At 50.8% G+C, this 13,683-nt stretch carries 13 protein-coding genes and 1 pseudogene; 10 read left to right on the forward strand and 4 right to left on the reverse strand.

Annotated features, from left to right (window positions below):
* The first annotated feature begins 48 nt into the window (after nt 1-48).
* The 5 genes from HA50_RS15225 (at nt 49) to HA50_RS15245 (ending at nt 4,004) form a co-directional block, all read left to right on the forward strand.
* Complete coding sequence (locus tag HA50_RS15225) at nt 49-276, forward strand: DUF2732 domain-containing protein (protein WP_084876426.1); 228 nt, start codon at nt 49-51, stop codon at nt 274-276.
* Nucleotides 276-503 carry a TraR/DksA family transcriptional regulator gene (locus tag HA50_RS15230; protein WP_084876427.1) on the forward strand — a complete coding sequence of 76 codons (228 nt, stop codon included), beginning with the start codon at nt 276-278 and terminating at the stop codon, nt 501-503. Before HA50_RS15225 ends, HA50_RS15230 begins: the two co-directional genes overlap by 1 nt.
* Nucleotides 500-1,363 carry a DNA adenine methylase gene (locus HA50_RS15235; protein WP_084876428.1) on the forward strand — a complete coding sequence of 288 codons (864 nt, stop codon included), beginning with the start codon at nt 500-502 and terminating at the stop codon, nt 1,361-1,363. The genes HA50_RS15230 and HA50_RS15235 overlap by 4 nt, the downstream gene beginning before the upstream one ends.
* Nucleotides 1,360-3,612: a replication endonuclease gene (locus HA50_RS15240; RefSeq protein WP_084876429.1), complete on the forward strand. Its 2,253-nt coding sequence runs from the start codon at nt 1,360-1,362 to the stop codon at nt 3,610-3,612. Before HA50_RS15235 ends, HA50_RS15240 begins: the two co-directional genes overlap by 4 nt.
* A gap of 200 nt (nt 3,613-3,812) precedes the next feature.
* The gene (locus tag HA50_RS15245) at nt 3,813-4,004 is read left to right on the forward strand and encodes a hypothetical protein (protein ID WP_084876430.1); all 192 of its coding nucleotides are present in this window, start codon (nt 3,813-3,815) and stop codon (nt 4,002-4,004) included.
* Between the two features lie 260 nt (nt 4,005-4,264).
* Here HA50_RS15245 and HA50_RS15250 read toward each other — a convergent pair whose 3' ends face one another.
* From HA50_RS15250 to HA50_RS15265, 4 genes are all read right to left on the reverse strand, one after another.
* On the reverse strand, nt 4,265-5,356 hold the full coding sequence (locus HA50_RS15250; RefSeq protein WP_084876431.1) for a hypothetical protein: 1,092 nt from the start codon (nt 5,354-5,356) through the stop codon (nt 4,265-4,267).
* A gap of 224 nt (nt 5,357-5,580) precedes the next feature.
* Nucleotides 5,581-7,035, reverse strand: a complete 1,455-nt coding sequence (locus HA50_RS15255) for an RNA-binding domain-containing protein (RefSeq protein WP_084876432.1) — start codon at nt 7,033-7,035, stop codon at nt 5,581-5,583.
* Between the two features lie 537 nt (nt 7,036-7,572).
* Entirely contained in the window at nt 7,573-8,604 is a 1,032-nt protein-coding gene (locus tag HA50_RS15260; RefSeq protein WP_084876433.1) for a phage portal protein, read from the reverse strand.
* A complete protein-coding gene (locus HA50_RS15265; RefSeq protein WP_084876434.1) occupies nt 8,604-10,367 on the reverse strand; it encodes a terminase ATPase subunit family protein in 1,764 nt (587 codons plus the stop codon). The genes HA50_RS15260 and HA50_RS15265 overlap by 1 nt, the downstream gene beginning before the upstream one ends.
* A gap of 145 nt (nt 10,368-10,512) precedes the next feature.
* On the opposite strand from HA50_RS15265, the gene HA50_RS15270 reads away from it, so the two are divergent.
* The 5 genes and pseudogenes from HA50_RS15270 to HA50_RS15290 all read left to right on the forward strand — a co-directional run bounded on the left by HA50_RS15270 (nt 10,513) and on the right by HA50_RS15290 (nt 13,611).
* Nucleotides 10,513-11,358 carry a GPO family capsid scaffolding protein gene (locus HA50_RS15270; RefSeq protein WP_084876435.1) on the forward strand — a complete coding sequence of 282 codons (846 nt, stop codon included), beginning with the start codon at nt 10,513-10,515 and terminating at the stop codon, nt 11,356-11,358.
* Nucleotides 11,359-11,407: 49 nt separating this feature from the next.
* Nucleotides 11,408-11,644, forward strand: a pseudogene (locus tag HA50_RS15275) (P2 family phage major capsid protein); the annotation flags it as partial.
* A 21-nt stretch (nt 11,645-11,665) separates the two neighbouring features.
* Nucleotides 11,666-11,905, forward strand: coding sequence for a hypothetical protein (locus HA50_RS15280; protein ID WP_084876436.1), 240 nt, complete (start codon nt 11,666-11,668; stop codon nt 11,903-11,905).
* Nucleotides 11,906-11,908: 3 nt separating this feature from the next.
* Nucleotides 11,909-12,436 (forward strand): phage tail protein, encoded by a 528-nt coding sequence (locus tag HA50_RS15285; RefSeq protein WP_084876437.1) that lies wholly within the window; start codon nt 11,909-11,911, stop codon nt 12,434-12,436.
* Nucleotides 12,433-13,611, forward strand: coding sequence for a phage late control D family protein (locus HA50_RS15290; RefSeq protein WP_084876438.1), 1,179 nt, complete (start codon nt 12,433-12,435; stop codon nt 13,609-13,611). The genes HA50_RS15285 and HA50_RS15290 overlap by 4 nt, the downstream gene beginning before the upstream one ends.
* Nucleotides 13,612-13,683 lie beyond the last annotated feature (72 nt).

Here is a 13,683-nt window from a genome sequence, read left to right on the forward strand (position 1 = left end):
GCGTAAACCCGACGGGATTTTTTTTGCCCAAATTCTGGAAAAAGATAAATGCGAAATATCGAAATACATAAGTTTGATGCCGACACTGAAGCGCTGGCAGCAATCATCACTAAAGCGCGAGTTGAGGAACGCAAAGACCGTGCGCTGGCGGTTTCTGAGCGCCTCGTTGAGCTGGCAGTACATGTGCATCAAAAAGGTTTAAGCGGCATTGAAGCTGCCGATCTGATACGCCGGGAAGCAGAGCGTTATCAGAATGAATCGCAGGAGCTGCACTAATGGCAGACTCAATGGACCTGGTTCAACAGCGCGTACAGGAAGAACTGGCGCGCAATCTTGCAAATGCAACTCACCGTCCGTCAGGGGCGAGTGAGTTTTTCTGTCTTTCATGCGGTGAAGAAATTCCCGAATTGCGTCGCCGTGTTTTGCCAGGCGTAGAACTTTGCGTGACCTGCAAAGAAATCAGTGAGCTGAAAACCACGCATTACAAAGGGGAGACGTTATGAGCACCATTCTTAAATGGGCGGGTAATAAATCCCGTGTCATGCCTGAGTTGCTGGCGCACCTGCCAGTAGGTAATCGCCTGGTTGAACCATTCGCGGGTTCCTGTGCAGTGATGATGAATACTGATTACCGGGAATATCTGATAGCCGATATTAATCACGACCTGATTAATCTTTACCGTCAGGTAAAAGAGCACACTACCGAATTTATTATGGTGACTCTGTCTCTTTTCACTAAAAACAAGACAGAGGAAAATTATTACCAGGTCCGAGAGAAATTCAACAGAAACGCCTCAATGCCACTGCTTGAGCGTGCCGCATATTTTCTCTATCTGAATCGCCACGGATACAGGGGCGTTTGCCGTTATAATCGCAAGGGCGAATTCAATATCCCATACGGTAATTATGCCGCCCCATATTTCCCCCTGGCGGAAATCCAGACGTTTGCAGAGAAGGCGCGACGGGCAACATTCATTTGTGCTGACTACCGCAAAACGCTGGATATGGTGAAATCTGGTGATGTTGTTTATTGCGATCCGCCATATCACGGCACGTTCACCGATTACCATACGGGCGGTTTTAATGATGATGACCAGCATTCACTGGCTTGCTATCTACTGGGTATTTCCGATAGTAATCATGTCGTTGTTTCCAACAGTGACACACTGTTTACCCGAAGCATTTTCCGCGCTTTCGACATCACAAAAATCACTGTAGCCCGCTCGGTTGGTCTTGCTGCCGGTAAAGGTAAGCGTGCATCAGAAATCATCGCTGTACGGAAACCACAGTCAAACTATGGGGTAATTGGCTTGGATATGGCATCCGGGCCAGATTGCTCAGTTGAGCTGGCGGTGTGTAAGTGACCCAGGAATACGCCTACCCGTGGAATGCCCCACGGGAGGCCATCGCCAGCCCGTACCCCACGTACGAGGAAGCCCGCAGCCGCAGTCAGATGATTGCGGCTTTAGTGCATGCACAGGATTTACTCGAAAAGCAGCCCACTCTGGTGCAGCTCGACGTTAAACGCCGTATCAGTGATCTTGAAAAAACACAGGGCACAGCCCGTGCCAATGCGTACTTTACGAAAACTTTCGTAGAGCGCACATTGCCACGCGTTGAAGTCGTTAACGCGCAGTATCGTCTCGGTGAAATGAAAGCTGGCACATTTAATCTGCTGACTGAGAACGCCATCAGAAAAACAGGTGCGGCCAGTGCTGGCGGTGCACTGTGGGAATTAATGAAGCGCTTTAACCGTCTGCCTGATATGGCTCGTTCTGACGTTGATCTCCTGTCAGGTGATATCGCTAATTTCATCATGGCCGAACTGGCGCAGGTGCACGAACAGGTCAGCACTGAGTCAGATTATCGGTATACGCATCGCGTTTATATGACCGCAGCCACTATTACCCGTGAGTTTAATCAGACCCCGCCGCTATGGGAAAAAGTCACATCCCGTCTGTTTGATCCTGAAGAAGTAACGCCAGCTATCATGCGCATGAAAACGGAAAAATGGTGGAAAAGCCGCCTGCGCCGTGTTGCAGCAGCATGGCGTGAGCATCTGCATATTGCACTCGCTAATGTCAGCAAGAAGCATACGCCTTATGCCAGCAATATGACCGTAGCAGAATGGCGCGAGCAGAAGCGCCGCACGCGTGAATTTCTTAAAGGGCTTGAGCTGGAGAACGAGGAGACTGGCGAGCGAATCAGTTTGATCGATAAGTTCGACGGGAGCGTTTCAAATCCGGCTATCAAGCGCTGTGAGTTAATGAACCGTATCCGTGGGTTTGAAAATATCTGCAATGAGATGGGGTTTGTTGGTGAGTTTTATACGCTGACTGCCCCGGCGCACTATCACGCCACAATCAAGACCGGCCATCGTAACCGTAAGTGGAACGGTGCAAGCCCGGCGGACACGCAGCGCTATCTCTGCAATGTCTGGCAAAAAATACGCGCCAAACTTCACCGTGAAGAAATCCGCATCTTTGGGATCCGTGTTGCGGAACCTCATCACGATGCGACCCCACACTGGCACATGCTGATGTTCATGCTTCCTGAAAATGTTGATCGCGTGCGTGAAGTCATGCGCGATTATGCCTGGCAGGAAGACAGCAGCGAACTGACAACCGATAAGGCCCGTAAAGCGCGTTTTCACGCTGAAGCCATCGACCCGGAGAAAGGCAGCGCCACCGGATACATAGCGAAGTACATCTCTAAAAACATTGATGGCTATGCGCTCGACGGCGAGCTGGACGACGAAAGCGGCAAAGAGCTGAAAGCGACTGCGCCAGCGGTTTCAGCCTGGGCGGCACGCTGGCACATTCGCCAGTTCCAGTTTGTCGGCGGTGCACCGGTCACGGTTTATCGTGAACTCCGCCGCATGGCTGACAGTGAAACCGCGCATGGCCTGAGTATTGAATTTGCAGCTGCGCACGATGCTGCGGACGCTGGTGATTGGGCTGCTTATGTTAATGCACAGGGCGGGCCGTTTGTACGCCGCGATGATCTGGCCGTTCGCACCTGGTATCAGCCCAGCGAAGACATTAACGAATATGGTGAAGAAATTGTCCGTATTAAGGGGGTTTATGCAACGGAGGTTGGCGCAGATACGCCAATTTTAACCCGCCTGGCACAGTGGAGGATTGTTCCAAAAAGTGCCCTTGATTTGGCCGTTGATCTTAAGGGCGCGTCCGCGCCCTCTTGGAGTTCTGTCAATAACTGTACGGGAGGTTTGAGATCAGATGATTCGAACCAGCCTGACAGTTTTGAAAAAATCGACTTCGGAGGCATGGGTCGCGAAGAGCGGCGGCAGTTTTTGACCCGAATAAGAGCGCAAGAGCCTCAAAAACGGCATCTGAAACTGAGACGGTCAGACAAAATTGAATCGGCTTGCGATAACGTGATTAGTCAGGTTAGAGATTTATGCGGCGAAACTATCAGTCGCGGGTTGGCCGTGCGTTTGATTAGTGGCACTCAGACCGAAATAGCCGGGCGAATGTTCCGCAGTTCGGTCTATGGCGACCTATTCCGCCCAAAAGTTAAGCCTGAGAAGGTAAGCATATTAGCCAGATTTAACGGACTAGCAGACACTATGCGTATGAAAGGTGCCCAGTGATCGCTATTCTTTCTCTAAAGGGTTTACGATTGATAGGAAAAAATATCCTGTTATGGAATTTCAATTGGTCATATGGATTGATGAAAAATGCTCGTCTTATCATGCAGATGAAAATTTGTTTCGTCTGAAACATTTTTCTTCCGATCTTTCTGATTGCTATGATACTGTATGCATGTACAGCTATTTGAAGGGGAGGGCGCGTGGATAACGATTTACAAGAGCGGGTAATGCTTGAGCGTGTTGAGCTGATAGCTCGGCTCACTACCGAGGGAATCTGTAAGGAACGGGACAGGGAAATAGCGCTAGGTTTAATTGCAGAGATCGCAAGTAGCGCCGCTCTGTCCAACAAACAATTTTCAGTCTTTTTTTCGGCTGTGCCAATTGAAAAGTAATCGCGATATATTATTTTTTAAGGCTTTTGTGAATGTTAAAGATTACGATTGGCTCACCTTTTTGAGGTGCTTCAAATTATATCTATTAAAAATAAATTATGGGTGTTTTTGTTTGCTTAGATAGTCTTGTATCCTTGTGATTGAACTTTAATCGCCATATGTGCATTGTGCGATGCTGAAATAAAGTGTCGCAGTCTCAATCAATGATTGTTAGTACTTTTATTCATAGTTAACAGAGCCATGTAGACTCTGTTTCATTATTATTCGTCGTATTTTTTAAGATCAGAGGCGAACTTTAAGATGCTGCATTTATAGCCTTGAAATGCATGCGTTGGAGTCGTTGGATATGCCAGTTTGAGAATGCCATCTTTCACTAAAGGATTTAGATAATCTCGTCTTAATGAGTTTGGATTTCTCCCCAGTAGTTCACTAAAGTCTCTCACAGTAAGATAGCCCCTAATGGACAATACCATGATTTCTTTCATTATTACTGATTTTTTTACTCCTCGCTTCTTTCCATTTCTAATGGGGGCAGAGAGAGCCAATAACTCAGCCCATATGACTTCTTGATAGACCTTTAAGAATTCAAGGTATGTTTTTATTTCTTTTTCTGGGTTGTCTATTTCACAAGAAAATAACTCTCCAGTTATCATTTGATAGAATGTTTTAGGGTTTTTGTTTTCATCACATATATGTTCTTCATAATATTTTTCACTTTCTTTAATCTGATCAACCAAATCTTTTATTTCTGCTTCAATTTCTCCCTTATTCATGCTGAGCAAATCTTTGTTCTTACTATCTATAGCTACTTCTCTAGCAGAGGAAGCCAAATCTTTGCTATCAACGTTGCTTCTGGTTTCATGATCTGTACTCAGCCCACCTTGTTGCTCAGTACCTAGCTCCTGCTGCTTAGTACTTAGCTCCTGTTGCTTAGTACTTAGCTCCTGCTGCTTAGTACTTAGCTCCTGCTGCTGCTTAGTACTTAGCTCCTGCTGCTGCTTGGTACTTAGCTCCTGCTGCTGCTTGGTACTTAGCTCCTGCTGCTGCTTAGTACTTAGCTCCTGCTGCTGCTTAGTACTTAGCTCCTGCTGCTGCTTAGTACTTAGCTCCTGCTGCTGCTCAGTACTTAGCTCCTGCTGCTGCTTAGTACTTAGCTCCTGCCGCTGCTCAGTACTTAGCTCCTGCTGCTGCTTATTACGATTCTCAATACCTAAGTTTATGGTTGATCCCTCGTCATCAATTAAGGTGATATGGGAATTATTATAATTTACTTCAAAAATCGCTTTTGCTTGTTCAAGCCGAGACGAAAAGGATTCCAGTATTTGTTGGTAAGATTCTTCTAAAAAGCTCATTTTTCTTACAAACTCATAACACTCTTGCTTAGTGTACGGCTCGTCAAATTCTTCATCAAAAGGGGAATCCGTCGAAGTGTCAGCATTTAAATTATTGGGGATGTAATCTTTAGGAGGGTGAATGAAACCAATTTGTAGTAGTTTATGGCCGCGTGCATTAGTTGGCGTGACAGGTGTATGATTTGAAAGGTAGTAGCGCTTGCTCTTCTGGATTCCATCAGATTTTAAAAAGAAAGTCTAACTAGTTTGGAAAGCGATAATGTGATCTTACGTGTGTCGTATGAAGTTATTTCTCTTATTTCTTCATGGCTGACAATATCATTTTGTGCAGCAGTTGCTAATATTACTCTATCAAGTTCATTTAAGGATTTGAACTTACTACCACATATTTCCTTCAGCTTTTCGATGGTTTCTTTAGGGATGAATCCTTCAGTGCTAAGTTCTAGCCTTGTATTGTTGCTTTCGAAATTTTCGATTAATTTTGGCTCTGACCAGTGCTGGGATTTCCATCCGCTAAATATTTTTGGCAATCCAGAGCCCGCTCTTTCACCAAGTCCAATCATTAAAAACATCTGATGAAGATATTTGTTTCTGCAATCGCTTTCACCTCCATTTTTCGCAATTACGAAAGGAACTCGCATAGTGCCTGGATTTCTAAAGGTGAATATTCCATTTTGTTTTACAATTTTTATTGGCGAATGACCATTATAATCAGCATGTACGAGTGTATTTACTAATGCTTCTCTAAGAGCTACATGTACTGGGCTATCAGATGTCCTGACTCCACCAGAGATACTAAAAGGAATCTTTAAGTCCTCTGTTAATTTTCGGTATACTTTTCTATAAAAATCAAAGAGGTTTCCAGACCATGAGCCATCAGGGATCAACCTGTCATTCCAGCGAGTATTATCATCAATTGTTTGATTATCTGTGATGTCTTGATATTCTATAAAATATTGAGGGAGGGCGTCTTGTATTGATTGCCATTTTCCAAACATTAGCAGTCCAGCCAATGTTAAACCCTCGACTCCAGTATTTCGATCTTTTCTCCAGCCTTTCAGTGATTTAATGAATTCGAAATCATCAAGCTCAAGCCAAACATGGTCTGGTTTAGAACTGGATAATAAGTTCCTATATATTTGTATGCTTGATTTATCTAAGTCATCAATAGTGAATTTGTTGAATATTCTGTCGTCCAAAGTGTCGGTCAATTGCTCGGCAAGCATTGCCTTAACCTGTTCTGATGAACATTTTCGGTCTCCTTCATGGAGGCGAAGGTAAGTTCCTGTTAAAGGGTTACTATTGACATAAACTGGTCTCTGCTTTCTATTTGCCTGAGGTACTTCGACGATTATTATATTTTTGTCGTCAATTAGTTTGGTGTGAACTTTTGAGTCGTCCACTAAGCAGATACTAATTTTTTGTGGGTTATTTATTGTATTGAAGAAATCTTTTTTTACCCTTTCTATATCATTAATTCCTGCAACTGAAAATACTCCTTTTTTTTCACGTACCCCAAGTAAAATTAATCCACCGTTTGTATTAGCCATAGCACTGTAAGTTGACCACATATCATCAGGCACGGCACCATTCCCATCTTTACCATTAGCTAGCTTGCATTCGATTTCATGGCTTTCTATTAAGCCCTTTAATGAAAAGTTCCTCTTTAAATCAATCATTTAATATCCTTTCGTTTTGTTTCTTGTGAAGCGATAGAAAAAATAGAAGCTGTAGATTTTGCGCTGCTTTACTAAAGTAAGAGAGTTTTTTGCATACCAATTGTATGACTGGTTGAACTTGCATTTTACTGCATGATATTGCATGTGCTTCCAAAATAAAACTTCCTCATGCGAAGCCAGACAACTTAAGCTTTTCCTCACTTTATGCGTTGCATGAAAAACGACAAGTAAAGCGGGCAGGCGTGGCGGGGATAGCATTGCGCGCGAGGGGCGCAAACATGTATGCGGAGGCTGCGCCAGCCGCACGGAGGCGGGCGCACGTCATCGCGGCGAACACGAGGAGCGAAACGGAAAAACCCCGCAAAACGCGCCTGAGCGCGCCTGGCGAGGTCTAATGGACGGGGCAAAATCAGGGGCGTACAGGTGGGGGTAGCATTTTCCCTTTTGGGGCGGTCTGCAAGCAAGGCTGATAGCCGGGCCAGCCTCTGCGATACCTTTCGCATCCAGCGCAGCGGCATCGTTTTTTCATATCACCACCTAATCAACAGTCAGGACGTAAGGGGAGAATTGAATTACCTCCTGACCGATCCAGTTATTGATCTCCTTCAGGCGTTCCTGCAACGGCGTCAGCTCATTGCGAACAAATACCTGCGACGCCTTCACCGCGTCACCAAACCCGCCCGTATTATCCGGGATAATCCCCATCATCTGCGGCGGTACACGATGCGCGCTTAAAAGGTCGTCGCGGCTGGCTTTCTTGATGTTGAAAAAGTCGTCTTTCGTTGCCACCTCACTGAGCGGCAGAATCTTGATCCCGTCGGGTTTACCGTTTGGTGCGTACATAAACAGATTGCGGAAGTTCCCCAGCCCTTTCGTGTCGCGCATCGCCTGGCGCATCCGATCGATATCACTGCTGCTCTGTGCCGCGTCGGTCATATACAGGATGTAACCGGCGTGTGCGCCGTTCTGGTAGTACTTGCGGCGAAACAGAGTCGCCGACTCATTCAGCCAGGCGGAGTTAAGCGCGCTGAGATATTCCGGCAGGCCGTACAGCTCCTGATTAATATCAGGCTCGATAAGGTGAAACACCTGCCCGGCCTCAAACTGGTGCGCATCCTTCCATTCGTTCACAAACCAGTACGCGCCATCCTCGACTCCGCGCCGCGTGTATTTGGCCGGTGAGGTTTCCAGGCGCAGCGGCTGGCCGAGTGCGTTGCGGCGCCGCTCGGCAAATGCATTGCCAAACACTAGATAATCAAGCGCAAATTTGCTGAATTCCTGCTGACTGAGCAGCGGATGCGGGATAAAGGTAGAAGCCAGGATGTTGCGCTTAACGTAAATCGGCGAACTGTGGTGAACGGCCGAGCGCAGGCTTTTCGCCAGGCCGTGAAAGCTGACCGGCGGCTCATACCAGCGGCCGTTATGGATGCACTCGGCATAATCCAGAATGTCGCGCTTATCCATCACCGGCGTGGGATCGCCAAAGGTGAACGCCTCCACCGGCTGCGATGCCACCGGCGCGGGCCGGACAGGTGCGGTAAATGCCTTGCGGCCTTTGCGTTTGCTCATCAGTAGAATTCCATGAAAGAAGGATTTGCGCCGCCGCTGGCTGCGGTAAGCGGTTCGTTTAGCAGTGCGTGCATGATTGCCCAGGCGACGTCGGCGTGGCTGGCGTCTTCGCTGCGGCTCGCCTCATAGGTGGAGCGGTTGCCGCTGGCGGTCATGGTTTTGCGGATAGCCATAAAGGATTGGGTGATGTCGGTCTGGCCTGCGTCGTATTCAAGTCGGCCGCTGCTGATGGTGTCTTTCGCCTTCAGCACCATCGCGGTTTTCACTTCCGGCGTGTAACGGATTTCCCGCGCGGCCGGGTAGAACTGGCGGACCAGCTGAAACACACCCTGGCCGATGCCGGTCGCATCAATGCCGATGTATTCAACGGCGTATTTCTCCGTCAGTTCTTTAATCGACTGCGCCTGCGCCGCAAAGTCCATGCCGCGCCACTGGTGGCGCTCCAGCACGCGGAATTTGCCACCGGCAACCAGCGGTGGCGCGATAACGGCACAGCCTGCGCTGTCGCCGGTGTGCGAGGGATCGTAACCAATCCACACCGGGCGGTAGTCGAACGGGCGCAGCGCATACGGGTTAAAGTCGGTCCACTCCTCCAGGCTGTCCACCATGCAGCCCTGCAACTCGGCGAACGGAAATACGCTTGCCTCGTCATCAACAAACTCACACATCAGCAGGTTCTGATACTCAGCCGGGCTGTACTCAAGCTGCAACTGGTCAATATCAAACAGGTTGCAGCCGCCCGTCAGCGCATCTTCAACGGTGACAATCTGCCGCCACTGACCGTCACCGCACAGCGCGCCTTTTGCCAGGTGTGTATGTGACAGGTCAATCTCAATGCGGTCATCTTTGTTGCGACGCCCCTTATTAAACAGCTCGCCGGACCAGAACGGATAAGCACTGTGCGACAGGCTCGACGGCGTGGAGAAATACGTCGTGCGCCATTTCTTATGCAGCGACATGCCGCTGGCAACTTTTCGCAGCTCCTGGAATTTCGGTATCCAGAAATATTCATCCAGGTACAGATTGCCGGTGTAGCTCTGTGCGGTGCGCACGTTGGTGCCGAGAAAAATCAGGCGTGCGCCGTTCGGCAACACAATCGGATCCCCCTTCAGATCAACATCCACCGACCGGGCAAAATCAATGATGTAGTTTTTGAAGACGTGCGCCTGCGCCTTGCTGGCAGACAGAAAAATCTGGTTGCGGCCGGTAGTCAGCGCATCAAGCAATGCCTCGCGGGCAAAATAGAATGTCGCACCAATCTGACGGGATTTGAGAATGTTGCGAATACGGTGCGCCAGCCCGGCTTTATGCCAGCTGAGCTGGTACTCAAAGCAGCAATCCATAAACAGGTCAGTCAGCTTTCCGGTTTGCTCATCACTGAAAACGTTCTTGATAACCGGCTGACGCTCGCCACGGTTGCGGTTGCGCACGTTCGGATTGAGATCCACCTCGTTGCCGCTGCTGCGATAGCGTTCGACGCGGGCCAGCCGCTCAATCTGTCGGCCGAGCAGGTCGATTTCTTTGTAATCCCTTCCCTCCTTCACGTCTTTGAGGATGAGCTGAGTCAGCCGCGCCTCAAGACTGAATTCCACGCGGCTGATGGGCGCAACGTTCTCCCATTCATCGCGGAGTTTCCAGCTCTGCACGGTTGGCGTTTTCTGTCCGAGCGTCTCCGCTATCTGGCGCACGGAATATCCCTGCCAGTAAAGCAGTGCGGCCTGACGGCGCGGATCGCTGATGGTGGTGCCGGGTGTCATATTCATGCCGCTAAGGCTACCGGCGGCAAAAATGGCGCGCCTGTCCTCGCTGTCTGCTGGTCGGTGAGCGGGCGGGCATTCGTTGAGGGATTGCGCCACGGCGGGGAAACTGGCCCCGAACCGAACCCCTCAACAGACCGGAGCCTGATTAATGGCAACTAAAGCAAAGCGTTTTCGCATCGCAACGGAAGGCGCAACGACCGACGGGCGCGTGATTTCCCGCGAGTGGATCACGCAGATGGCAAAAAACTATGACCCGGCCGTGTACGGTGCCCGCGTCAACATGGAACACATCAAGGGTTATGCCGCTGACAGTACATTTCGCCGCTTTGGCGATGTGACGAAAGTCGAGGCGGAGGAAATCACCGACGGCGCGCTGAAAGGCAAGCTGGCCCTGTATGGCTATATCGATCCCACTCCTGATCTGGTTGACCTGACCAAAGCCCGGCAGAAGATTTACACCTCAATCGAGGTCAACCCAAAATTTGCCGACACCGGCGAGGCTTATCTGGTTGGTCTGGCCGTGACCGATGACCCGGCGAGCCTCGGCACGGAATACCTGAGCTTCAGCGCCAGCGCCAAAGCGAATCCGCTGGCGTCCCGCAAGCAGGACAAAGACAACCTGTTTACCGCCGCCGAGGAAACCCTGATCGAGTTCTACGAAGAAGCCGACCCCGGCCCGTCACTGCTGACCCGCGTAAAAGAGCTGTTTTCCCGCAAAGAGAAAACGGATGGCGAGCGCTTCAGCGACGTAAGCGCGGCCGTTACGGCGGTGGCCGAGCAGGTCCAGCAGAACAGTGAAACCGCATCACAGCAGCTGGTAACGCTGGAGAAAACTTTCTCTGACCGCCTTGAGGTGCTGGAGAAACAGACCGGCGAAGACCGCGAGGCCATGAGCGCGCTACAGGACAAACTCAAGAAAACCGACGGCAGCTTTTCCCGCCGCCCGCCGTCAACCGGTGGCGACGGCAAGAGCAGCGCACAGACCGACTGCTGATAGCGTCCAGTCTGAGAACACCCCCGAATACTGATAAACAGGAATGCTAATGCGCCAGAACACCCGCTTTAAATTTAACGCTTACATGTCCCGCCTGGCCGAGCTGAACGGCGTCGAAACCGGCGACATGAACAAGAAATTCACCGTCGAGCCGTCGGTATCGCAGACCCTGATGAACCGTGTGCAGGAGTCATCTGAGTTTCTGACCCGCATCAACATCGTGCCGGTGACGGAGATGAAGGGCGAGAAAATCGGGATCGGCGTGTCCGGTTCGATTGCCAGCACCTAGCTAGCTAGCGGCGCAGGCGTGGACACTGGCGGCTTGCAGTACAGTCTCGCCACCGGCGGTGCACCTTACCGGCCGGTATCGTCGCCGTCTGCCGCTGGCGGCTACACCGACCGCAGCCAGAACACGTATCAGTATGAAATCAACATGCATGAAGGCATGAGCAAAGACGATGCGCTGGCGCTGATGGCGCAGCACCAGGCGAAACAGGAGCGCAGCCGCCAGGCACAGAACCGCAGCAAAATGGGCTGGGAGGATTAACCGATGATGATGATTTACGGCATGATGCCGTTTATGCGCCAGACGCTGCCTTACGGCGAGCTTCAGCAGAATATTGATTACCGCTGGCCGACTAACAGCCGCATTGGCCTGCGCCCGGCGGCGCAGTTTATCGGGCCGGGTGATGAAAAAATCACGCTGTCGGGGGAGCTGCGACCGGAAATAACGGGCGGTGCGGTTTCCCTGCTGACGCTGCGCATTCTGGCCGATCAGGGGATGGCGTGGCCGCTGATTGGCGGTAACGGCGTGATTTACGGCATGTACGTGATCGAGAGCATTTCTAACACGCACAGCGAGTTTTTCAGCAACGGCACGGCCAGCAAGATTATGTTTACCCTGAGCATGAAGCGCGTGGATGAGTCCCTGACGTCAATGTTTGGCGACCTGAAACAGCAGGCCGACGGATTAATCAGCGGCGTCAGCAATCTGCCCGGCCAGGTGACATCGGCCATCAGCAGCGTTAAATCGGCGGCGGGCAGTCTTATCTCACAGGCGGGAGGCTTATCAGGATGACGGGGATAAGCAGTCTGCCAATGCAGGCCGGTGCGCGCCTGACGCCTGACTTTATGCTGACGGTCAATTCTAAAGATGTGACCGCCAATATCCGCGACCGCCTGATTTCGCTCACACTGACCGACAACCGCGGCTTTGAGGCTGACCAGCTCGACATCGAACTGGACGACGCCGACGGGCAGCTGGCGATGCCAGTACGCGGGGCCGTGGTGACGCTGTTTCTCGGCTGGAAAGGCCAGGCGCTTATCGGTAAGGGCAGTTTTACCGTTGATGAGGTGGAGCACCACGGCGCGCCGGACACGATGACCATCCGCGCCCGCAGCGCTGATTTCCGTGGTTCACTCAATTCCCGTCGTGAGGTGTCTTATCACGACACCACCCTGGGCGATATCGTCACGCAGGTGGCCGGGCGCAATAGCCTGAAACCCATGCTGGCCGATGGCTTTGCCGGGATCGCCGTGGCACATATCGACCAGACGCAGGAGACTGATGCCAAGTTTCTGACGCGCCTCGCCTCGCTTTACGGCGCAGTGGCAGCGGTGAAAGCCGGGCGGCTGCTGTTTATCCGGCCGGGGAACGGCGTCACCCTCAGCGGCAAACCTATCCCGCAGATGACCCTCACCCGAAAGGACGGCGACCGGCACAGCTTCAGCATTGCCGACCGTGGAGCCTATACCGGCGTATCGGCCAGCTGGCTGCATACCAGAGACCCGAAGCCGAAGAAGGTGAAACTCCAGCGCAAACCCAGAGAGAAGCACCTGCGAGCGCTTGAGCATCCGGCCGCAAAAAAGACCACGGCCAAAACCACGAAAACACCGGAGGCGAAAGAGGGGGATTATCTGGCGGGCAGTGAAGACAACGTGTTCACGCTGACGACAGTCTACTCCAGCAAAGCCACGGCCATGCGTGCCGCTAAAGCAAAATGGGAGAAGCTGCAACGCGGTGTCGCCGAATTCTCTGTCACGCTGGCAATGGGCCGGGCCGACCTTTACCCGGAAACGCCGGTAGCCGTGAGCGGGTTTAAATCAGTGATTGATGCACAGCCGTGGCTCATCAGTAAGGTAACTCACAGTCTGAGCAGCAGCGGTTACACCACACAGCTTGATTTTGAGGTACTGCTGTCTGATGTTGAATACACAGCGGAAAGTGATGAAGAGTCAGGGGTTGACGATTGAATAATTTAAATTTGCAAATTAAAGTTTGATTATTCAAAATACAAACATTCCTCCTCGCCTCGCCAGTCAAAA

Source organism: Pantoea cypripedii (genome assembly GCF_002095535.1).
Lineage (GTDB): Bacteria > Pseudomonadota > Gammaproteobacteria > Enterobacterales > Enterobacteriaceae > Pantoea > Pantoea cypripedii.